The sequence below is a fragment of the Chryseobacterium sp. FR054 genome (assembly GCF_056844565.1).
On the sequence record NZ_JBXDSA010000003.1, the window covers coordinates 315,075 to 335,933 of the forward strand.

Annotated in this window: 23 protein-coding genes; 11 read left to right on the forward strand and 12 right to left on the reverse strand. The window is 37.6% G+C overall.

Features of this window, described 5'->3' with window-relative positions; genetic code table 11:
* The first annotated feature begins 95 nt into the window (after positions 1–95).
* The 5 genes from ftsZ (at position 96) to AC106S_RS14205 (ending at position 4,060) form a co-directional block, all read left to right on the forward strand.
* Positions 96–2,009, forward strand: a complete 1,914-nt coding sequence (gene ftsZ, locus AC106S_RS14185; RefSeq protein ID WP_482439986.1) for a cell division protein FtsZ — start codon at positions 96–98, stop codon at positions 2,007–2,009.
* Positions 2,010–2,103: 94 nt separating this feature from the next.
* Positions 2,104–2,550: a GatB/YqeY domain-containing protein gene (locus AC106S_RS14190; RefSeq protein ID WP_482439987.1), complete on the forward strand. Its 447-nt coding sequence runs from the start codon at positions 2,104–2,106 to the stop codon at positions 2,548–2,550.
* Positions 2,551–2,937: 387 nt separating this feature from the next.
* Positions 2,938–3,348, forward strand: coding sequence for a BrxA/BrxB family bacilliredoxin (locus AC106S_RS14195; RefSeq protein ID WP_482439988.1), 411 nt, complete (start codon positions 2,938–2,940; stop codon positions 3,346–3,348).
* Positions 3,349–3,734: 386 nt separating this feature from the next.
* Entirely contained in the window at positions 3,735–3,857 is a 123-nt protein-coding gene (locus tag AC106S_RS14200) for a hypothetical protein (RefSeq protein WP_482439990.1), read from the forward strand.
* Positions 3,858–3,901: 44 nt separating this feature from the next.
* On the forward strand, positions 3,902–4,060 hold the full coding sequence (locus AC106S_RS14205; RefSeq protein WP_482439992.1) for a hypothetical protein: 159 nt from the start codon (positions 3,902–3,904) through the stop codon (positions 4,058–4,060).
* 223 nt (positions 4,061–4,283) lie between these two features.
* On the opposite strand, the gene AC106S_RS14210 is transcribed toward AC106S_RS14205, so the two are convergent.
* Positions 4,284–4,652: a helix-turn-helix domain-containing protein gene (locus AC106S_RS14210; RefSeq protein ID WP_482439993.1), complete on the reverse strand. Its 369-nt coding sequence runs from the start codon at positions 4,650–4,652 to the stop codon at positions 4,284–4,286.
* Positions 4,653–4,805: 153 nt separating this feature from the next.
* Here AC106S_RS14210 and AC106S_RS14215 point away from each other — a divergent pair, with 153 nt between their 5' ends.
* The 5 genes from AC106S_RS14215 (at position 4,806) to AC106S_RS14235 (ending at position 9,307) form a co-directional block, all read left to right on the forward strand.
* A complete protein-coding gene (locus tag AC106S_RS14215; protein WP_482439995.1) occupies positions 4,806–6,311 on the forward strand; it encodes a hypothetical protein in 1,506 nt (501 codons plus the stop codon).
* 5 nt (positions 6,312–6,316) lie between these two features.
* Positions 6,317–6,781 carry a hypothetical protein gene (locus tag AC106S_RS14220; protein ID WP_482439997.1) on the forward strand — a complete coding sequence of 155 codons (465 nt, stop codon included), beginning with the start codon at positions 6,317–6,319 and terminating at the stop codon, positions 6,779–6,781.
* Between the two features lie 84 nt (positions 6,782–6,865).
* On the forward strand, positions 6,866–7,237 hold the full coding sequence (locus AC106S_RS14225) for a hypothetical protein (RefSeq protein WP_482439998.1): 372 nt from the start codon (positions 6,866–6,868) through the stop codon (positions 7,235–7,237).
* 79 nt (positions 7,238–7,316) lie between these two features.
* A complete protein-coding gene (locus AC106S_RS14230; protein WP_482439999.1) occupies positions 7,317–7,682 on the forward strand; it encodes a hypothetical protein in 366 nt (121 codons plus the stop codon).
* Between the two features lie 110 nt (positions 7,683–7,792).
* Positions 7,793–9,307, forward strand: coding sequence for a GH3 auxin-responsive promoter family protein (locus tag AC106S_RS14235; protein ID WP_482440001.1), 1,515 nt, complete (start codon positions 7,793–7,795; stop codon positions 9,305–9,307).
* Positions 9,308–9,570: 263 nt separating this feature from the next.
* On the opposite strand, the gene AC106S_RS14240 is transcribed toward AC106S_RS14235, so the two are convergent.
* Both AC106S_RS14240 and AC106S_RS14245 read right to left on the reverse strand, forming a co-directional pair.
* Positions 9,571–9,789 (reverse strand): hypothetical protein, encoded by a 219-nt coding sequence (locus tag AC106S_RS14240; protein ID WP_482440003.1) that lies wholly within the window; start codon positions 9,787–9,789, stop codon positions 9,571–9,573.
* A gap of 3 nt (positions 9,790–9,792) precedes the next feature.
* Entirely contained in the window at positions 9,793–9,993 is a 201-nt protein-coding gene (locus AC106S_RS14245; protein ID WP_482440004.1) for a hypothetical protein, read from the reverse strand.
* Positions 9,994–10,284: 291 nt separating this feature from the next.
* On the opposite strand from AC106S_RS14245, the gene AC106S_RS14250 reads away from it, so the two are divergent.
* Complete coding sequence (locus AC106S_RS14250) at positions 10,285–12,114, forward strand: helix-turn-helix domain-containing protein (RefSeq protein WP_482440005.1); 1,830 nt, start codon at positions 10,285–10,287, stop codon at positions 12,112–12,114.
* Positions 12,115–12,207: 93 nt separating this feature from the next.
* On the opposite strand, the gene AC106S_RS14255 is transcribed toward AC106S_RS14250, so the two are convergent.
* The 9 genes from AC106S_RS14255 to AC106S_RS14295 all read right to left on the reverse strand — a co-directional run bounded on the left by AC106S_RS14255 (position 12,208) and on the right by AC106S_RS14295 (position 20,857).
* Positions 12,208–12,618, reverse strand: a complete 411-nt coding sequence (locus tag AC106S_RS14255; protein ID WP_482440007.1) for a hypothetical protein — start codon at positions 12,616–12,618, stop codon at positions 12,208–12,210.
* A gap of 27 nt (positions 12,619–12,645) precedes the next feature.
* On the reverse strand, positions 12,646–13,008 hold the full coding sequence (locus AC106S_RS14260; protein WP_482440009.1) for a hypothetical protein: 363 nt from the start codon (positions 13,006–13,008) through the stop codon (positions 12,646–12,648).
* Between the two features lie 4 nt (positions 13,009–13,012).
* Positions 13,013–13,987, reverse strand: a complete 975-nt coding sequence (locus AC106S_RS14265) for an endonuclease/exonuclease/phosphatase family protein (RefSeq protein WP_482440012.1) — start codon at positions 13,985–13,987, stop codon at positions 13,013–13,015.
* A 77-nt stretch (positions 13,988–14,064) separates the two neighbouring features.
* Positions 14,065–15,066: an endonuclease/exonuclease/phosphatase family protein gene (locus AC106S_RS14270; protein ID WP_482440013.1), complete on the reverse strand. Its 1,002-nt coding sequence runs from the start codon at positions 15,064–15,066 to the stop codon at positions 14,065–14,067.
* A gap of 9 nt (positions 15,067–15,075) precedes the next feature.
* Positions 15,076–15,804, reverse strand: a complete 729-nt coding sequence (locus AC106S_RS14275) for a rhomboid family intramembrane serine protease (RefSeq protein ID WP_482440014.1) — start codon at positions 15,802–15,804, stop codon at positions 15,076–15,078.
* A 2-nt stretch (positions 15,805–15,806) separates the two neighbouring features.
* A complete protein-coding gene (mutL, locus tag AC106S_RS14280) occupies positions 15,807–17,594 on the reverse strand; it encodes a DNA mismatch repair endonuclease MutL (protein WP_482440016.1) in 1,788 nt (595 codons plus the stop codon).
* A 238-nt stretch (positions 17,595–17,832) separates the two neighbouring features.
* Positions 17,833–18,660 carry a YoaK family protein gene (locus AC106S_RS14285; protein ID WP_482440018.1) on the reverse strand — a complete coding sequence of 276 codons (828 nt, stop codon included), beginning with the start codon at positions 18,658–18,660 and terminating at the stop codon, positions 17,833–17,835.
* Between the two features lie 31 nt (positions 18,661–18,691).
* A complete protein-coding gene (locus AC106S_RS14290; RefSeq protein ID WP_482440019.1) occupies positions 18,692–19,186 on the reverse strand; it encodes a hypothetical protein in 495 nt (164 codons plus the stop codon).
* 270 nt (positions 19,187–19,456) lie between these two features.
* Positions 19,457–20,857 carry a sensor histidine kinase gene (locus tag AC106S_RS14295; RefSeq protein WP_482440020.1) on the reverse strand — a complete coding sequence of 467 codons (1,401 nt, stop codon included), beginning with the start codon at positions 20,855–20,857 and terminating at the stop codon, positions 19,457–19,459.
* Positions 20,858–20,859 lie beyond the last annotated feature (2 nt).

Consider the following 20,859-nt stretch of genomic DNA (forward strand, 5'->3'; position numbering starts at 1 on the left):
AGGAAATGTTACAGAAATAACAAAGTATTTATTATCTTGAACTAAAACATTCATCAGCCACCATTTGTCAGTTATCAATTATTAAAAATATAGTTATGGAAAATATAGGTACACAAGGATTTTCATTTGATTTGCCAAAAGGAAATTCATCCATTATAAAAGTGATCGGAGTAGGTGGCGGTGGAAACAACGCGCTGAAACACATGTACGAAAAAGGAATTCACGGAGTAGATTTCGTGATCTGCAATACAGATGCCCAGACTTTAGATAATAACCCGGTAGCCAATAAAGTACAGCTGGGAACTACCATCACCGAAGGTCTTGGCGCAGGTGCCGATCCTGAGGTAGGGGAAAAATCTGCCATTGAAAGCATTGAAGACATCAAAGCCGCGATGGGACAGAATACCAAAATGGTATTCATCACTGCCGGGATGGGTGGGGGTACCGGTACCGGTGCTGCTCCCGTTATTGCCAAAGTAGCCAAAGATATGGGAATCCTTACCGTAGGAATCGTTACCGTTCCTTTCAGCTTTGAAGGGAAAAGAAGGCTGGAGCAGGCAGAAAACGGCCTTGAAAAACTGAGAAACAATGTAGACTCCCTGATCGTTATCAATAACGACAAACTCAGACAGCAGTTCGGGAACCTGGGCTTCAAGCAGGGATTCTCCAAAGCCGATGAAGTGTTGACCAATGCTGCAAAAGGCATGGCAGAAGTAATTACCGGTTATTTTGATGTCAACATTGACTTCAGAGATGCCAAATCTGTACTTCAGAACTCCGGTACAGCATTAATGTCCACAGGAATTGCTTCAGGAGAAAACAAAGCAGAAGAAGCCGTTAAAAAGGCCCTTGATTCTCCGTTGCTGAATGACAATAAGATCACAGGGGCTAAAAATGTACTTCTCCTGATCAGAAGCGGTGCCGAAGAAGTTACGATGGACGAAATCGGGGTGATTATGGACCATATCCAGAAAGAAGCAGGAAATACAGCCGACATCATCTTCGGGGTAGGTGCAGATGAAGAACTGGGAGATTCCGTAAGCGTTCTTGTTATCGCAACAGGGTTTTCCAATGATAACAAAAAATTTGCAGGCCCAACAGAAAAGATCAGAATCAGTCTTAACGACAGTTTTGAAGCTCCGAAAACCTCTCCCTTCAAAACAAGAGAAGAGAGAGAAACAACGGCTGAAACTCCGCGCGATTTCGGAGGTAAAAACCTTTTCAGACTGGATGATGAAGACAGCGATACCCCTCAGTTTGGAGTAACGACTTCTGAAAAAAGAATCATCGTTGAAGAAGAAGAAACCAAAACAGAAATAAAATTCTACGACAGAGAAGAAAACAGACAGGACCCTGCTCAGGAATGGAGAGACAATGAAGAATCCGAACAGGAATCTTACAGCCTTTTCTCTTATGATGAAGAAGGAGAAGATCCTAATGACCTGGAAATAGAATCATTCAAATTTGATTTTGATGCCAAGAAAGATGACAGCCCTTCCCTTTCTTCCGGAAGCAGTTCTTTCTCCGATGAAAAACCGGTAGAATTCAGCTTCTTTGTAAACCAGCCTTCATCCAATGAGCCAAAAACAGATTTCGGACAGCCTAAAGCAGAATTCAGTGCTCCTGTAAGTACATTGACTGAAACTCCGGTTCAGCAGACCGAAACCTTCTTACAGACAAAACAGGAAGAACCGAAAGTGGAAATCAAACCGGCAGTTGAACATACAACAGAATCTCCGAAAACGGAAGAATCAGAATTTACCTTTGTGAATAAGGCTGTTGATCAGGAGAGAGTGCTGGAGAGAAGAAACAAACTGAAAGAATTCAATTCCCGCTACCAGAGTTTTGACAGCTCCAGCGAATTTGAATCTATTCCGGCCTTCAAAAGAAAAAATATCTCTATCGACGGAACTAATGCTTCAGACCAGAATATCAACACCTACCTGTCCGACAACAATGGTTCTATGCAGATCAGAGAAAACAGATTTTTAAATAAAGACGTAGACTAATTAATATAACGATATAAAAATGTACCAATGTAACAATATATATCAATCAATCATGGGTAAACTGTTACATTGATACATTGTTAAATTTGAAGCCATGAGTTTAGAAAATACCATAAGCGAAGCCATAAAAACAGCCATGAGAGAGAAAGACAGGGTTGCTCTGGACTCTCTTCGCGCTGTAAAATCTCAGATATTACTTCTGAAAACAGAAGCAAAAGGCGCTGAAGTTTCCGCAGAACAGGAAATAGCCATTCTTCAGAGAATGATCAAGCAGCGTAAAGACTCTTTCGAACAGTTCGCAGCACAGGGAAGAAATGATCTTGCCGAAGTAGAAGAGGCACAGATGAAAGTCATTGAGCAGTTTCTGCCCAAACAGCTTTCTCCGGAAGAGCTGGAAACAGAGATTAAAAATATTATTTCAGAAACCGGAGCTGAGTCTGTAAAAGACTTAGGGAAGGTAATGGGAGCCGCATCAAAAGCACTGACCGGAAAATCTGACGGAAAAAGTATTTCCGAGATGGCTAAAAAGCTCCTTTCTTAGTCAGCTGCTGAAAACTGACACTATTTTATAAGGATATCCAACCTTTGCATATCGATTTGATTAAAGAAGCCCGGAGCAATATTGTTCCGGGCTTCGTTTTTCAGATATTCAAGGTTATTAATTTCTCTTAACTGCCTTAGGCAGTATTGAATAACGGGTATGCCTGAGGGAAAGCTGTAATTGTTTTTTTCATGGTCCTTTGTTTTTCAGAATCATTTCAAATTTAACAATTATTTTTCATTATTCGTTATTTTATTTTATTTTTTTTCAAATATTATTGAATTATTAATATTTAATTAATTTTTTATAGCTAAACTATTGATAGTTTTTATGTATTGAACATACGTAAAGAATTGCTTAACTTTGTGCTGATAAAAAACAAAATATATGTATCCAACAGATTTAGTAATGCCTATGAAGGCTGAACTTACAGATAAAGGTTTCGAAGATTTGACAACTCCTGTGCAGGTGGAGGAAGCTTTAAAACAGTCAGGAACCACTTTATTGGTGATCAATTCCGTATGCGGATGTGCTGCCGGAGCTGCAAGACCTGGTGTAGTATATTCTTTGACAGGAGATAAAAAACCGGATCATTTAACGACCGTTTTTGCAGGATATGATACGGAAGCAGTAGTAGAAGCAAGAAAACACCTTGCTCCGTTTCCTCCAAGCTCTCCATGTGTAGCTCTTTTCAAAGACGGAGAACTGGTTCATATGCTGGAAAGACATCATATTGAAGGAAATCCGGCAGGTGCTATTGCCGCCAATCTTCAGGCCGCTTATGATGAGTACTGCTAAGAAACAATAATCCGGTCGGTTCCGAAAAAGACTATCGGCTTTATGATATTTGAATCAGAATAGGAATTTCCTGTTCTGATTTTGTTTTTTATGCTTTCTGTTTTAGAAGTCTGACTGGCTGGAATATTATAAGAAAAACTCAAAATGGTAGAGTGTAAAATTTAAGTAATCGTAAATATCTTTATAAAAAAATACCTGTAAACAAACCGGATGATAAAAAAAATAAAAACAAAACTAAATTTGTATTTAAAATTACTCTTCACCATTTAACACACTGCATTTCAACAACTTAAATAATTACTTAAAACCAATTATTCATTACATTTAATATAGTAACTTTAAAAGCACAGGCACTTAGCGCAGATAACAGGAAAGCTCTTTTTAAAATGGGAGATAAAACTGTAGCTACCGTACAGAAGGTAAAAAGTTACCTGGAGTTTACACCTGCCTATATGGATAAAGGAGAATTTCTAAAAGATGAAGCCTTGGTTACAGGACTTACACATTAGGAAATCTTACAAAGCAGCTATCTTCGGATATAGAAGATACCGTAATGCTTGCAGGCAGCGAGGCTCTGGTGTCCTCTATGTTGTACTACGGGGTAGCCAAAGAAGCGGCGGACAAGGGTGTAGCTACAGCCAAGCCTGTATATGAAGATCTCAGCCAGAGATCTAGCAAGAAAGGAAACAAAACATTTCCTAAAAAAGAATAAAGCATTCCTTTGGAAACAGATTATTATACTCTTTTAGTAACTCCGCAGATACTAAAAGAGTATTTTTTGATACTTTTTATCATTCATTAATTGCTAAAAGAAACTATGGAGCATCAGAAAGAATTCCTGATAGATAAAATGAGTGATGAAATATTCTCATGGTATAAATACCCAATAAAAAAGCATCCTCCGGGATGCTTTTTGTATATAAGGTGAATAATTATTACTGTGCTTTAGATTTCCAGTATTCTACCTGTTCTTTCAGTTCTTTAATGCGCTCTTCATAAAGCTCTATTACTTTATCTGATAAATGATTGATTGTAATATGAGTGTCCTGATGAGTATTGGTCTGAACAGCAGAACTGTCATTGTTTGTTTGATATAGGTTTTCTGTATTAAGAAGTAATTCTTCGGGTTTTACATCTAAATTTTCACATAACTTTTCAATATGATTAACCCAAGAATTGGTTTCACCGTTTTCTATTCTGCTGTAGGAGGAACGGGAGATGTGCAGCTTTTCGGCCATTTCTTCCTGCGAAAAGCCTTTGTTTTCTCTCAGCCTTCTTATTTTGTTGCCTATCTGGATGTTCATAAGTAAAGTATTTACAACAAAAATAATAAAAAACATTGGCAGAACGGGAAAAAAAAATGTTGTTCGGTAAACGGGAATTCAATTCCCGAAAATAGAGTTTGTGTATTTAGGGAATAATCTTATATTGCACCTGTAAAACAAAATCACCATCTGATGAAAAAATTAAACATCCTGATACTCATGGTATCCCTATTGTTTCTGCAGGGCTGCAGAACGGAATCATTATCTCCGGCAGAAGAGACTACATTAGCTCCAAGTATCTCAAAACTGGATACTGCCGGGATGTATAGAATGAAAGATGTGCCACTATTTAAAGACTATCTGAAAACAGTTTTCATGGAAAACACTTTTAAATCTGATGTATACACCGGACTTTTGGATAACGATCGCCTGGTAGATGTTATCAGCAGAAATAACAGAGTAACGTACAGTACCCTGGTAAACAAAGGAAACTCCGTTTTTGAAATCCTGGTGTATACGCCTCAATATAAAGATCCGTTTTTTGTAACAGAGTATATTCCTGATCATGAAACTTCTTACCTTAATCTTCCTGTATTCAGTGGCACTGTAAATTATAAAACTCAAAAAGGGGAAACCCTGGGCTCTCTTTATTTTAAGAACGGAAGACCTGTAATGGGAGCATCATCATCAAAGGGCGTTACCTGCCAAACCGTCATTACTACACCTGTATCCTGTATAGAAGGGCTTCATTTTCCAGGGCAACCCTGCGCCTACACAGGAACTACCAATGCTGCTTATTATGAAACCCAGATAATAAGAGGAGGTTGCAGAACAGAACAGTTCCCTCCAATGGGTGGAGATTATGGCGGAGGTGGGGGTGCAACCAATCCTGCCTATCACCTTCCTGCTCCAGATGCACTTAATTATATGCTAAGCCAGATTAGTATGCCCAATCTGTCTTCATCACAATATACTTTTGTACAGGGGAATAACCCAATAGCGCAAAGACTGAGAACCTATTTTTTCACAAACCAAACAGTAAACGGTGCTAAATTTCTGTATTGGGGAATTGATTTTTTAAAGCAAAATCCTAATGTTTTATGGGCACAGTTTGAAGATTTATTTATAACGAATACTCCATCAGGATTTTATGAGAAATTAGTATTGGAAGATCCCCAAACAATACTTGATTATGAAACATTTACATCTCCAAATCTTAAAATGAGAAAGATAGATCAATTAAAGTATCCTAAATTTACTACAATAATAAAAAATTTAAAAAGTGAAATTGAAAATAATCCTGCAACTTTAAATAGGATTGTTGAGTTAACTGGATTAACCCAATCCCAAGTTTTAGGAAGTCTGACATTTGGGCAAGGTCCTACAATAAGACTAGTTCCTAACTTGACAGGACCTTCCGGACCTAACTATGGTAATTTTAATCCAAAAGAGCCTACATATTTAAATATAAATTTAAATTTTGTTTTAGGATTAGAACAGGCATCATTAAGTTCTACCGTACATGCTACAGCTTTTTTGCTTGCAGTTACAATATTACATGAATTTATACATTTTGGAAATTATATCTCAGGATATGATACTAATGGAAACGAAATGGGAAATTTGTTTGAAATAGCTACTTATGGAATTATTATCACTCATCATAACGCTGGTTATTATCTAATTCAGTTAAAATAGAAAACATGAAAGTATTTAGTTTATTCCTGATATTAATATTCTTGATAGGGTGTAAAAAGGAGATCAATGATCAGAAACTTTTAGAAAATACAGTTACAATATTTAGAGATAAATTGCCACAAAATATCATATTTTACAGGTCTACAAAAAATGTTGGCTTAAAAAATACTGATGATTTTAAATTTTTAAATGTTAAAGAGTTGTTAGATAATTTAGATGAGCGATTTTTGTTGGTATCTTTAAAAAAGTATAGCAAAGATGAAATAGAAACGTCCATATATAGTTATAAAACGGGAGAATCTCTTACCTGTGTATTTGGAAACAATGGAAAATTGATCAGTAAAGAAATAAGATTAATAAAACCACAGCCAACTAAATCATATTATATCTATTACGAAATTTTAAAAAGAAAAGATCCCAAGTATATGGATTGGGACTTATTTCCAATCCCAAAAGATAGCTTGAAATAGTAATCAGATAATAAATAATTAAATCCTGATAATTTGAATGCAACCAGCAGCTTCACATAATTGCCAATAAAATCAAATTACGTTATGAAAAAAATATTAATCTTATTTGGCATTTTATTCTTTGAATTTTATTTTACACAGGAAAAATATTATATATTATTTGACAACAATCAGGACAAAATTGTTTATACAAACTATAAAGGAAAAAAAGAAATAGAAGGTTTCCAGATTTATATTAACAAAAGTAATTCTGTACATTTCATACCCTCTGATATAAAATCCAATTATAGGAGTAATAAAATAACTAATAAAGAAATTATCTCGAGAAATACTTTAGGTAAGATAATAAGACAAGATAATTACAATAAAAAGTACAAATATATTGTGGTGGTTAAGAATAAAGATAGCTATCAATATTATTTTGTAGATCATATTGTTAGAACAATCAGAGATTAGTACAATCTTTTGTTTAGCAGGATAATTATTGGTTATGGGAATTATAAGAAAAAATATAATATACATATTCTTATTGTTTATGAGTATCAATATTTGCTCGCAAACAATAGAAGTTAAAAAGAGTGATTCTATTGTATTAAGAAAAGCAAATAGTAAAAATGAATACTATGTTACTTTATTTAATAAAGAAAATATTAAATATAATAAAAGAAACGGATTTAAGTACGATACTATTCCCCATGTAAAGACCGTCATAAGGTGTGAGAAATGTAAAGAAGAATCTTACGGATTTTTGATAAAAAAAATAAAAAAGAATAAGAAAAGGCAAGGCTCTATTCGTACACTTGAAGATTTTTTTAAAGATAGAACAGGTTTTAATTTTGGAGGCGGCTACTTTTTAATTAATGGTGGCTATTATAAAAACCTAGGTGTACCGATAGAATAAATTGAGAGGGTTTTCTGAAAAGTAATCAGCCGTTACAAATTCTGTAACGGTTTTTTTATTTCATGCTATAAAAATTTTCTGAAAATTCAAATATCATTATATTTGTTGAAATGGCAACAAAGGCACTCTTCAATACTGTAGTCAACTGGTTTATCCGTCAGAGGATAGATCAGATACAGAATTTCATGAACCATCCTATTGAAACCCAGAAAGGTATCCTTTTTTCTCAGCTCTTTCATGCGGAAGATACGGAATACGGAAGAATACACGGTTTCAATTCAATCTCGAGCTATCAGGACTTTAAAAATAAAGTTCCGATCGTTACCTATGAAGATTTTGAACCTTATATCGAAAAAGCCAGACAGGGCCAAAAGGACATAAGCTGGCCCGGATATATCAAGCATTTTGCTAAATCCTCGGGTACCACCAATGCCAAAAGCAAGTTCATTCCCATTTCGGCAGAAAGCCTTGAATACTGCCATATGAAGGCGGGGAAAGATATGGTTTCCATCTACGCCAACAATCATCCTGAAAACCAGCTTTTTACCAATAAAAACCTGCGTCTCGGCGGAAGTTCGGAACTCTATGCGGATTTCAATACAAAATTCGGGGATCTGTCCGCGATTTTAATTGATAATCTCCCGTTCTGGGTAGAAATTACTACAATACCAAGCAAAAAAGTTTCCCTGATGTCTGAATGGGAAAGCAAGCTTAAAGCCATCACTTCGGAAGTAAAAAATGAAGATGTGGGAAGCATCCTGGGAGTTCCGAGCTGGATGATGGTTCTCCTGCAGAGAGTATTAAAGGAAACAGGTGCGGAAAGTATCTCAAAGCTCTGGCCTAATTTGGAGGTGTTTTTTCATGGCGGAATCAGTTTTAAGCCATACAGGGATCAATACAGCCAGATCATCGGAAAAAACATCAATTACTACGAAATTTACAATGCCTCCGAAGGCTTCTTTGGGATCCAGGACAGATCAGACAGTGATGAAATGCTTCTGATGCTGGATTACGGAATTTTTTATGAATTCATCCCTATGGATCAGTTTCATTTTTCAAATCCGAAGGTCGTAAGTCTCGAAGATGTGGAAACCGGGAAAAATTATGCTATGGTTATCACCACCAACGGCGGACTTTGGAGATACCTGATTGGCGATACTGTTGTTTTCACCTCAATCAGCCCCTTCAGAATAAAGATCACGGGAAGAACCAAACACTACATCAATGCCTTTGGAGAAGAACTCATGATTACCAATGTAGAGTCTGCTCTTTCCAAAGCCTGCGAATCCACCGGGGCATCTGTTACAGACTTTACGGGAGCACCTGTTTTCATGAAAGGAAATGAAGGCGGTGCTCATGAATGGATCTTTGAATTCAGCAGACATCCGAATGACCTGGAACGTTTTATTGATGCTTTCGACCAGCACCTTAAAACCATTAATTCCGATTATGAAGCCAAAAGATACAACAATATAACCCTCAAAAGGCCGATTGTTCACATTGCTAAAGAAAACCTGTTCTACCACTGGCTGGAATCCAAAGGAAAACTGGGCGGCCAGAATAAGGTACCGAGACTGAGCAATGACAGGGAATATATTGAACCTCTGCTGGAAATGAATAAATAAATAAATAAACACCACCGCAAACGGATTGCGGTGGTGTTTTACAATTTATCTTTCTGTTCTTAAAGTACTCAATTAGCCGGTCGTAAGCTACGAATCCGGTTTCTTCATAAAAAAAGACATAAAAACAGCAAATAAGATACTGCTCAGTATCAACACAAAAATACTCTTCGCTGTAAATTCATAATCAGGATTAAGGAAGCAGTTCAGTCCTGAATGCACAGAAAAGAATACAGTCATCAATAATAGTTTTTTCATATTCTTCACTATTTGGATTTCTTTAATAATTTGGTTAGCACAACAATAACAGCAGCGATGCTTCCGCCAAAAAAGATCCCCCAAAAGAAAGATTTTTTAATATACTCCTGTATTAGACCGGCATTCTCTGCAGAGAGCATTGTATACACAGATGAATCCAGGAAACGTACCAGAGCAATAATAAAAACAGCAGCAAATGCTATGATAGAAATATTCTCTTTTTTCATTGATTATTTATTTCTGTTGATTTTGAATAGGGTAAATACTAAAAGAGAGCTGAACAATATAAAGCCTGACGCGCCACAGTAAAACCTCCAGCCATTGGGAAGATCTATGTTTTTGTAAGCTGCAAAAAAGCTATATACGGTCATAAAAGCAAGCAGCACCAGCCCCGAAATCTGAGTAGCTGTAATTGTTAATTTGTTTTTCATAGTAATTAAAGTTTATTTTTCATGTTATCAAAGCTGAACATCTTTTTTATTTTTCTGTGTAAAAAGCATGTTTCTTTCTGTTGCTCCAAATATATAATCACCGTTTTCCTAAAAACAAATTTTCCTTTTTACGCAGGATGTCAAAAATTAAAATATCTTTGTCCAAACCATAAAAAAAGCTTCGCAAATAGGAAAAAATATTTTGAGGACAGAAAACAAAAAGAAACAGACCACTGAAAATCAATACATTTGAAAAAAAACCATGAAAACCGAATATTTCCTTATTTTGGAATGAAAACATTTGTAAAAAGGGGAAAAAAGCATTTTTATTTACTATTATTCAACACCATCCTGTTCCTTTTTGGAGCCTCATTTACAGAGCAGGACGATATCTCCTCACAAAAAACAGATTTTGAAGTTCTCAGAAATAAAATATCTGTTATTTCGAAAGATAGAAAACAGGCATTTTACTTAACAAAAAAATATATAGAACTCGCCCAAAAAAATAATCATACTGAGGAATTAATAACCGGCTACGGATTTGCCACAACCTTTGCTCCTGATAACGAAAAAGCTAAATATGCAGACAGCCTGATCATAGAATCCGTTAAGACTAAGGACAACCGGTATATCGGTATGGCTTATGCAAGTGCCGCCAATGCAAATTTTAAAAATTATGACTATAAAAAAGCATTGGAAATGGCAATAATAGCCGATGACTATCTTAAAAACGATACTTCTAAGGAATTCGCTTATGAAGGACTGTTTACCATTTCCAGGCTAAAGAATAAAATCGGGGATAACATGGAGGCCCAGAAGATCGCCAATGAAATCTATGAATATTATAAATGGAAAAAGGATAAGAAAAATACAGCCGATATCAGAGCGTCCTATATTTATACCTTAAATAATTTAATCAGAATAAACTCTGCTGTCAATCATACGGACCGTAATATTACGCTGTTAAAAGAAGGATATGCCTTTATAAAAAACAATCAGGATGTTGCTTTTTATTTATCGGAACTGTTATCATCCGATGCGTTTAACGACTATTCGCAAAGAAAATACGCTTCTGCTATTCAGAAATTAGAAAAATCGCTAAGCCTGTATAATGATTCCGATCATCATTTCTATGAAAAATTTTATATGGGAATGTGCTACTGGAAATTGGAAAAAGATGAGAAAGCACTTCCTTTTTTTCAGGAAATCATCGGTGATTATAAAAAAACCGGCAGAATTTCTCTGGAATTCCGCCCGGCATTTGAGTTTTTTATAGACTATCACAAGAAAAAGGGAAACAGGGAAAAGCAGCTCAATGCAGTGGATGACCTTTTACAGTATGAGAAAAAATTCAAAGAAGAACAAAACAACATTGCTCAGAAACTAAAAATTGATTACGATGAAAAAAGGCTTATAGAAGAAAAAGAAAATCTGCTTTCCGACCGGAAAAAAGAGCGGTGGACCTTTATCGGCATAGGGGTTCTCGGAATTATTGCTGCCACCGGTTTTTTCATGCATCAGAATAAAAAACATAAGAATCATCAGCAACACATTCAGCCTGGTATTGCAGAAGAACCGGATCATACGGATCTCTCAGGAACAAGCAATAATGAGAAGGAAGAATTACTTACCCTGAAATCTCATACAACTTCTGAAAATGAAAATAATAATGAACCAGCAGTTTCCGAAGAAGAAATTCCTGTTGTTTACAGTTCACAAAACCAACAGAAAAGCAATCCTCCGGAAATTGATTATGAGGCTTATCTGCCCATCAACAAATATACTGTTAAGCAGCTCCTTAAAAGCTTAGATGACTTTGAAAAATCAAATAAATACCTCACTCCGGATTTAAGACTGAATACCCTTGCTGAAAAGTTCAATACAAATGATAAATATCTGAGCCGCGTTATTAAAGTAAAAACCGGAAAAAATTTCAATCATTATATCAGTGATCTCCGTTTCAGCCATCTTGAAAGCATTTTAAAAAGCGATACGGATTTCAAAGAAAGAAAAATAAAAGAAATTGCCAGATACCTGGGATTTGGGACTCCCGAATTCTTCGCCACAGCTTTTAAGGAAAAATACGGCCAAACGCCAAGAGAATATTTTGAAAAATCCTGATATTAATAAGCCGTTTAAAAAACAGCATAAAAATAAAACGTACAAAAGCCCGGAATCGGGCTTTTGTACGTTATCAGATAGAAACTATACCGTTTATTTCTTTAAGTCTTCTTTTACTTTTTTGGCTGCTTCCTCTACTTTTGAAGCTCCTTTTGCTGCGGCATCTTTAGCATCTCTTCCGGCTTCCTGAACACCGCTTTTAATATCTTTGCCTACCTTGTTAAGATCCTGTTTGGTCTTATCCGCTGTTTCGTCAATTTTGTCTTTAGCTTTCTGGGCGGCATTGTCTATCTTATTTCCTGCGGCATCCACCTGGGTTTTAATATCTTCTTTTGCTTTGTTGATTTTGGAAGTATCCACTCCCGGCCCCTCTGTTACTGTTGTAGAAGTAGTGGTGACAGATCCGTCCGGATTCTCAACCTGCTCGGTTTTAGTCGTTGACTTTGTACAGGATACTACAACCAGTGAAACGACTGCTATTGCAGCTAAAAATTGTTTTTTCATATTATATATTTTTTAAAGTTTGCTGATCTACTGTTGTGTTTTGTTTTCTGCAGCCGGAGAAGCCGTCTCTTTCTGCTTTTTCTCCGCATCCGTTTTTTTCTTCTCTTCCTCCGGTTTCTTTTGGCCTTCTTTTTCAAGCTCTGCCTTCAGCTTTTTCTCTTCATCCTGAAGCTTTTTAGCCTGTAATAAAGAATCTTTATATTTCTGTGACGACATTCTGATCTTGCGGATAATATCTACCGATGTAGCTCCGTTTGAAAAAGAATCAATAGCCGTTGTATCATAATGTGCTTTTGTATCCTCTTTCCCGCTGAACTCCGGGGTATCTTTCTTTGAACAGCCGGCCAGTGACATCAGGATGATCAAAAGTACTGCAGATATATTTTTCATGGAACTAATTTAACAGAAATTCCGCAATTACAGGATAATGATCCGATAATTTTACAGACTGATCCACCTTATAGCTTAAAGGAATAATAGATTTTGAACTGAAGATATAATCTATTCTCAGAGGAACCTTATAATCATGAAAACTGGTAGATATTCCGTTGCCTACGGCAAGAAAAGCATCCTGAAGATCTTTCCCGAGACTGTAATATTCATAAGAATTGGGTACGGAATTGAAATCACCGGCCAGAATTACGGGATATGGAGAAAAATCGACCACTTTTCTTATCTTCCTGATCTGTTCCTCATGAGCCTTAAAAGTGGGCGTCATGTGGGAAAGCAGGGTTGTAATTTTGTCTTTCTGTTTTCCTAAACCATCAAACTGAAGCATAGATTTATGAAGTCTGAACGGTTCCAGATAAACATTCACCACTCTGATGATTTTCCCGTTGATATCTACATCGGCATAGAACGAATTTCCTCTTGAATTATCCTGAATCAGCTCTTCCTGTCTTACAATTTTATGTTTTGTCTTCAGGATCACGGTAGGATATTTTACCAGATCATTTCTGATGGCTCTGTTGGTATCTTTTTCCTGAACGAGAACAATATCAGCATTCTGGTCTTTGATGTATTTTTTCACCTTATCCCAGCCAAAATCACCGTATTTTACATTGAAGGTAAGAACTTTAATATCTCTGATCGTTTTTATATTGGCTGTTTTAGGAGTGAAATTCACCCATCTTCTTACCGGATTATAGAAAACCAGCATTCCGAGAGCAAAGGCAATCGCTATTTTTTTTCTCCGGAAGGCCCAGACCAGCGTCAGCACAATATAGGCAACAATCAGATAAGGAAAGCCGAGGGAAAGAAGATTGAGATTCCCCAAAAGATTCGGTGGAATCCATGCATTCCCCAATGTGCACAACAATAAAACGGCAACGGCAATATGTACAAATAGCAATATCTGATTCGGCTTCATGAAATAACGGTCTAGGTACGGATTTTTTTAATCAAAAATCCTACCAAGCTTGTCTTTTTTAACTAATTTTATGATTATTAGTTCTTTAAAGAGAATGTTGCCACCACAGGATAGTGGTCCGAAAGCTTCACGGTTCGGTCTACTTTATAGGAAACCGGCTCAATGGATTTTGAGGTAAAAATATAATCGATCCGGATCGGAAATCTGTAATCGTGGAAGCTGGTAGCACTTCCTTTTCCTGCCTTCATGAAAGCATCTTCCAGGCCTTCAGACAAATGATAATATTCGTAGGAATTAGGCACCGAATTGAAATCTCCGGCTAAAAATACGGGATAAGGGGATCCGTCCACTCCTTTTCTGATTTCGGCTACCTGATCCTGATGTTTTTTAAAAACCGGAATAAGCCTTTTCACAATTCCCTTCAGTTTTCTCTGGTCCTGCTCTTTATCACCATCCATTTTTACCATTGACTTTTCAAATTTATAGGGTTCCAGGTAAGCATTGACAAACCGGTATACTTTTCCCCTGATCTCAATATCAGCCTGAGAAGCATAGACGTTGTTCAAAGTGTAATTTCCCTGAATCAGGTCTTTGGAACCCACTATTTTATGTTTGGTGTAAAAGGCCAGAACACCGCCATTGTGCCCGATCTTCGCTTCCGGCATTCCTTTCACCTTTATTTCTTTACCCCCGCATTCCTGAAGCAGAATAACGTCGGCATCAAGGCTGCTCAGATAATTTTCTATGCCTTCCAGTCCCAGTAATCCGGATTTAGCATTAAAAGTCACCACCTTTATATCATCCGGGCTGCTCTTTTTATCAGAATAGCTGATCCAGCGTTTCACCGGATTAATAAAAACCAGTCCGGCCAGCATAAAGGCAAATGTTCTTTTTTTCCAGCTGAAAAGCCAGAACAGGATACAGATGATATAGGCTGTAATAAGAACAGGAAATCCTAACGAAAGCAGATTGAACCACGGAAATATCTTAGGCGGAATATAGGCATTCATTAAGGTACCCAGCATCAGGAACAGAATGCCCAGATGCAGGATAAGGATGATGAGACGGAAAACTTTCACAACGCTTTTTTAATTGAAACGGTACAGGTGTTTTTTCCAGTTCCTTGCCAGAAGCCACCCTACCAACGCTCCTCCTACGTGAGCCAGATGGGCAATTCCCCCTCCGTTTCCGGAAACACCGAGATATACGGAAACTACGATAACGACAGGCATCAGATATTTTACTTTCATAGGGACCGGAATAAACATTATACCAATTTTGGCATCAGGATAAAGGGTTGCAAAGGCCGCCACCACTCCGAAGATAGCCCCTGAAGCACCTACCATTGGCGTTGTCACAATATCTTTGAGGTTCTCCAGCAGTTCTTTCTGTTTCAGAACAGCCCCGGCATTTCCTGAAAACTCAACGCTGGCACCGGATAAATAAGCACTGACATTAAAGCCAAGCTCCTGTAAATCCCGGGTATATTGCTGAACCTCAACAAAGTTCCAGCCGTTGAAAAGGAAAAAAGCTCCAAGCCCGCTTAAAAAGTAAAGGATAAGGTATCTCTTTTCTCCCAGTGTCTGCTCCAGAATAGGCCCGAAACTGAACAGCGTAAACATATTAAACAGAATATGCATGATGCTTCCGTGCATAAACATGTGGGTAATGACCTGCCAGGAATGGAAGAAAGGAGAAAAAGGATAAAATCCGGCAAGGTATTCTATCGCCTTGCTTCCGAGAAAATAGGACCCGATAAATACAATAACATTAATGATGATTAAATTCTTTGTAATCGGAGGTATACTGTTGAACATCTTTAAAATTTGTTTTTAAAATCATTAAACGGAACTTCGTAGAAACATCTTTTGCCATCCGGTAAAAATTCAGGGAAACCTAATGCTGTAAAGTCTTTGATTACCTGTTCCGCATCTTTTTTATAAATAAAATCGAATCTTGATTTCGACTGCATTTTGTTCCATTGGTTGTGGTAATAATGCATGAATTCTTCTTCTGTTTTATATTCCAGGATCTCAAAAAGGTTTTCAAGGAATTTCATGGCCTGTGTTTCTTTCAGACCTTCCGGAAGTGAATCTATTCTGAGAACGCTTTCATGGGCGATCTTCATCTCGAACCCCAGTTCCGGGAGATATTTTTTTATGGCGTTGTATTTTGTTTTCTCTATTTCATTCATATGATATTCCAGAGAAAACAGCAGTGCATGACTGTTGGTATTTGATTTTCTGGCGGATTTATTATTTTCCGAAACCAGCAGCCTGTGCATTCTTCCTAAATCCAGCATCAGGGTAACATCACCTTTATTGAACAGCCAGTAGCCGTTCGGAAGTCTCATCAGGTCTTCATCAAAATCTTCATCTTCAAATAAATTGATCTTGGAAGGCTCTGCCGTAATGTTCTGGTGATACATTTCCGTAAGATTCTGAATTTCTTCCGGCTGTACATTTCTTTCTTCCAGAAACGGATTGTAGTCTTTATCTACAATAATTTCAGGCATTTTGATCATTCCTCCGCCTCCGCCGTTGCCTTTGCTCGGGATAGGTTTGTTCATCATCTCATCCAGTTCCGGATCTCTGTCGAAATCAAGACTTGGGGAAACGTTATAGATTCCCAGAGACCTTTTAATGGTTGAACGCAGCAAAGCAAATATAAGGTGTTCATCTTCAAATTTCACTTCTGTTTTCTGCGGATGAATGTTGACATCTATTTTTCCGGGATCCAGTTCCAGATAAAGGAAAAAAGAAGGAACATAGCCCGGCAGAAGCAATCCTTCAAAAGCTTCCTGAACCGCTTTGTTGAAATACGGACTTTTGAAATATCTTCCGTTGACAAAAAGAAACTGTTCGCCTCTGTTTTTTTTAGCACCTTCCGGTTTTGCAACAAATCCGTGAAGCTGGCACCACCCGATATCTTCTTTAATAGGAACGAGTTGCGGCTGAAGTTTTCTTCCGAATACATCCACGATACGCTGCATCTGGCTCCCCTTTCTCAGCCTGAAAACCGCCTCATCATCATGGAAGAGAGAGAATTCCAGGTTTTCATGGGCGAGTGCCACCCGCTGAAACTCATCGATGACGTGTCTGAACTCGACATTGTTATTTTTAAGGAATTTTCTTCTTGCCGGAACGTTGTAAAAAAGGTTTTTTACCATGAAATTGGAACCGTCCGCTGTCTGCACCGGGTCCTGAAACTGGAAAACACCTCCTTCAATGTAGATATTCGTACCTATTTTGGCATCATTCTGCTTGGTTTTCAGCTCAACCTGGGAAACCGCAGCAATAGAAGCCAGAGCTTCACCTCTGAAACCTTTGGTAGCGATCTTAAAGATATCTTCTGTTCCTTTGATCTTGGAAGTGGCATGTCTTTCAAAGGCCATTCTGGCGTCTGTCTCAGACATTCCTTTTCCGTCATCTACTACCTGGATCAGGTTTTTTCCGGCATCTCTTACGATCAATTCTATTTTAGCGGCCCCCGCATCAATCGCATTTTCCAAAAGTTCCTTCACTATGGATGCAGGTCTCTGCACCACTTCCCCTGCGGCAATCTGGTTCGCTACATGATCCGGTAAAAGCTGAATAATATCTGACATAAAACGTTTAATCAACTTACAAAAATAGTTAATGAAAACGGTAATTAAAAGATTAAAGCCGTGAATTAATATTTAATTATCAACAAATCAACAATCCTGCCGGAAATACTTCTGACAGTACGTGTCCGGCATGGTTTCTTTATTTAAAAAGAACAGCCCTCCGGTTGCTCATAACAAACAGAGGACTGATTCACAGCTAGTTTACACAAAAAAATAATACTGATATTTACTTTATAATTTAGTCTTCAAATACAAGCTTTCTTTTTTCCTTTCTCTTGGGAATTCCGTGAATTTTGTCATACAGGTATGCCAAAAGGTTCGGTTTTTTATAAATCCTGCTGTACCGGTATCTGGTATTGAAGTGTCTTACATGAATCTTGTAGGCATCATACCCGATGACGATCAGAAGACAGATACTGATCACATAAAATACCCTGAACTCCAGGTAATAATACGTCAGCCCGGAGAATACCGCTCCCAAAACATAGGCTGCCATAATACTCATCAGAAGCTTCGCTCTTCCGATCAGTTCTCCGTTTTTCCTGTATTTTTTCTGGGTAAACATAGAGAACAGGATGCCAAGATCGGTAGTGGTTCCCGTAAGGTGGGTGGTTTTTACCGAGAAATTGGAGATACTTGCCGTAAGGCCATTCTGAAGTCCTGTGGCAAAAAGCATCAGGGCTACCAGATATTCTGTTTCTTCAAGTGTTTTCTGATAATACAACTGACCGTATACCCCTACGAACAAAAGACATATGATCTCCAGCACAATAGGCATTGCATGGGCAAAATACTTGCTTTTTTTATTGAAATTGATGACAATGAAATTGGAGAGGAAGCTTCCGAAGAAGAACAGGAAAATCCACCCTCCTACAACTGCGACCTGCGTCCAGTTGGCTTTACTGATCTCTGCCGCTAAAATGGCGTAATGCCCCGTTACGTTGGACGTAAATGAGAGGAAAATCAATAGAGAAGCTATATTTATAGTACCTGCAGTGAATGCAGTCAGCGTTCCCAATCTGATGTTGTCTCCCAACGTTCTGCTGTTACTATAATTTCTTAACATTTTTTCTTTTTTTTAATCGTGTGTTTATTTTTTAGGCTTCCACAAAGATCTCAGCCAGCCTTCCTCTTTCCGGAAGTCTTTCAGGAACTTCTACTTTAATTTCCTGAGACTGAAGTGCTCTGCATTTCCTGATGTAAGGAATAAGATCGAATTTTCCTTTTCCTTTACTTTTAATAGAGGGAGAATAATAAGCCTCTTCAATATTCTCTGCTTTCACATACTGGTTGAAGGTTCTCTGGAAACTTCCCGTGAAAATGTCACAGACAATTTTATCAACTAAATGCGGGTATTTATTCCTGATGATCCCATAAGCATCACAGAATTCCTCAGGCCTGATCTTACTGAATACGGTACTCTTGGTATTGAATAAAAGATCTCTGATAGAGTCTCCCTGATCGTATCCTGAAACAAGAAGGATTCTGTACTGATTCTGATCCTCTTTTGCGTCTTTCTCTTTCAGTACTTTTTTCAATATGTTTAAAGACTCAAGAGAGTAATCTGTTGCAATTAAAATTGTTTTAGCCATGTTCTTTATGATTTTGTTTGTGTTCATCTTTTTTGATGATACAAAACTAGAACGGCCAGATTAGAAGATCTTTGGAATGGAATTAAAATGTGATTAAAGAGATTAAAATGAGATTAGAAAATTGTTAAAAGGAGTTAACATGGCGGAGAACAGGAATCAGAAACCATCAATAAAAAACTGATTTACAGAAAATTATATCTAAATTACAATATTAAAACCGAAATAAATGTGAACATAAAATCCGGCATACGTACAACTCATTGTTTTTTTCTATCCTTCCGGATACATGCTGTAAAAATTCGGGAAGCGCATCTGTACGGTGGTTCCGTGGTTTTCATGGGAACTTACGATCAGTTCTCCCTGATGCATTCTTACGATATTCCGGGCAAGAGGAAGCCCGATTCCGTAACCTTCGTAATTCTTGGTATTGGAAGCCCTGAAAAAAGGGTCATAGATTTTATTCATTTCCTCTTCAGGAATTCCGATCCCATTGTCTTTTACGATGATGTATACATCTGTATCCGTGGCTCCCAGCGAAACTTTTACCTGCTGGAAATTAGAATACTTGCATCCATTACTGATGATGTTGGCAGCGGCGAGGTGAAGAAGCTGTTCGTTACCCTGAACTTTCAGTTTTTTAGGATTATCCGGAAGCATACTGATGTCCAGATAGATATTATTCCTGGAATCTATTTTTCTTAATGTTTCAATAACATCCCACAGCAGCTGGTCTATCCTTACCTTGTCCATTTTCTGGATCTTGCCGTCAAAACCGGTTTGCGCGATCATTAATAAAGCTTTGATTTTTTTATCCAGTTTTTCCGCTTCATCCAGGATGATTTCCAGGGTTTCTTTGTATTCATCCGCTGTTCTGCTGATGGAAAGAGCGACATCCGCTTCGCCCATAATGGAAGTAAGCGGAGTTCTTAATTCATGGGAAACATTTCCGATCAGGTGATTCTGGGTTTCAAAGGAGGTTTCGATGCGGTTAAGCATACCGTTGAAGGTATCCACCAGCTCATTCAGTTCCTTATTATCAGGCTGTGGCTCCAGCCTGAGGTGAAGGTTTTCGGAGCTGATTTCTTTTACCTTTCCTGTGATTTTCAGAATCGGTTTAAATAAGGTTTTAGAGAGATAGAAAGAGAAGATCATGCTGAAAAACAGGGACAGCACAATGCAGGTAATCAGCGTCCTTTTTAAAAACCCGAGGTAATAAATAACATAATGGTTTTTAGCAGAAGCAATGGCGATATAATCTTTATCATCATATCGGAAGGTCTGCCCGATATAATAGAATTCTTTATCGTTGTAATTGGCTTCCCCTTTTCTGACGATATTCTTGAAAAAAGAATCCGGGATATGAACTTCCTGGGAGATCTTTCTGAAGTTGGAATCCGAAGGAACGGCAAAAACATAATCCCTTTCCATAGGAAGTTCCTCATCATTCAGACTGTTGAGAATATAGTTTTCCGGAAGATCGAGGTGGTCTTTGCTTTTTTCGATCTGTACGATGGTAGCGGTACGGATTTTCAGCAGCTCGTAAAATCTCTGATGCGAAAAGTTGACAATTGAAAAGTAAACCAATCCACTGAACAGCAGGATGATGGCGGTAAAAACCAACATCAGAAGCACCATCGTTTTGGTCTGATTTGTGACAACTTTATTAAACATCC

Bases quoted from the DNA above. Each gene is read 5' to 3' on its own strand.
- ftsZ (WP_482439986.1), top strand. From the start codon at position 96: ATGGAAAATATAGGTACACAAGGATTTTCATTTGATTTGCCAAAAGGA.
- AC106S_RS14190 (WP_482439987.1), top strand. From the start codon at position 2,104: ATGAGTTTAGAAAATACCATAAGCGAAGCCATAAAAACAGCCATGAGA.
- AC106S_RS14195 (WP_482439988.1), top strand. From the start codon at position 2,938: ATGTATCCAACAGATTTAGTAATGCCTATGAAGGCTGAACTTACAGAT.
- AC106S_RS14200 (WP_482439990.1), top strand. From the start codon at position 3,735: ATGGGAGATAAAACTGTAGCTACCGTACAGAAGGTAAAAAGTTACCTG.
- AC106S_RS14205 (WP_482439992.1), top strand. From the start codon at position 3,902: ATGCTTGCAGGCAGCGAGGCTCTGGTGTCCTCTATGTTGTACTACGGG.
- AC106S_RS14210 (WP_482439993.1), bottom strand. From the start codon at position 4,652: ATGAACATCCAGATAGGCAACAAAATAAGAAGGCTGAGAGAAAACAAA.
- AC106S_RS14215 (WP_482439995.1), top strand. From the start codon at position 4,806: ATGAAAAAATTAAACATCCTGATACTCATGGTATCCCTATTGTTTCTG.
- AC106S_RS14220 (WP_482439997.1), top strand. From the start codon at position 6,317: ATGAAAGTATTTAGTTTATTCCTGATATTAATATTCTTGATAGGGTGT.
- AC106S_RS14225 (WP_482439998.1), top strand. From the start codon at position 6,866: ATGAAAAAAATATTAATCTTATTTGGCATTTTATTCTTTGAATTTTAT.
- AC106S_RS14230 (WP_482439999.1), top strand. From the start codon at position 7,317: ATGAGTATCAATATTTGCTCGCAAACAATAGAAGTTAAAAAGAGTGAT.
- AC106S_RS14235 (WP_482440001.1), top strand. From the start codon at position 7,793: ATGGCAACAAAGGCACTCTTCAATACTGTAGTCAACTGGTTTATCCGT.
- AC106S_RS14240 (WP_482440003.1), bottom strand. From the start codon at position 9,789: ATGAAAAAAGAGAATATTTCTATCATAGCATTTGCTGCTGTTTTTATT.
- AC106S_RS14245 (WP_482440004.1), bottom strand. From the start codon at position 9,993: ATGAAAAACAAATTAACAATTACAGCTACTCAGATTTCGGGGCTGGTG.
- AC106S_RS14250 (WP_482440005.1), top strand. From the start codon at position 10,285: ATGAAAACATTTGTAAAAAGGGGAAAAAAGCATTTTTATTTACTATTA.
- AC106S_RS14255 (WP_482440007.1), bottom strand. From the start codon at position 12,618: ATGAAAAAACAATTTTTAGCTGCAATAGCAGTCGTTTCACTGGTTGTA.
- AC106S_RS14260 (WP_482440009.1), bottom strand. From the start codon at position 13,008: ATGAAAAATATATCTGCAGTACTTTTGATCATCCTGATGTCACTGGCC.
- AC106S_RS14265 (WP_482440012.1), bottom strand. From the start codon at position 13,987: ATGAAGCCGAATCAGATATTGCTATTTGTACATATTGCCGTTGCCGTT.
- AC106S_RS14275 (WP_482440014.1), bottom strand. From the start codon at position 15,804: ATGTTCAACAGTATACCTCCGATTACAAAGAATTTAATCATCATTAAT.
- mutL (WP_482440016.1), bottom strand. From the start codon at position 17,594: ATGTCAGATATTATTCAGCTTTTACCGGATCATGTAGCGAACCAGATT.
- AC106S_RS14285 (WP_482440018.1), bottom strand. From the start codon at position 18,660: ATGTTAAGAAATTATAGTAACAGCAGAACGTTGGGAGACAACATCAGA.
- AC106S_RS14290 (WP_482440019.1), bottom strand. From the start codon at position 19,186: ATGGCTAAAACAATTTTAATTGCAACAGATTACTCTCTTGAGTCTTTA.
- AC106S_RS14295 (WP_482440020.1), bottom strand. From the start codon at position 20,857: ATGTTTAATAAAGTTGTCACAAATCAGACCAAAACGATGGTGCTTCTG.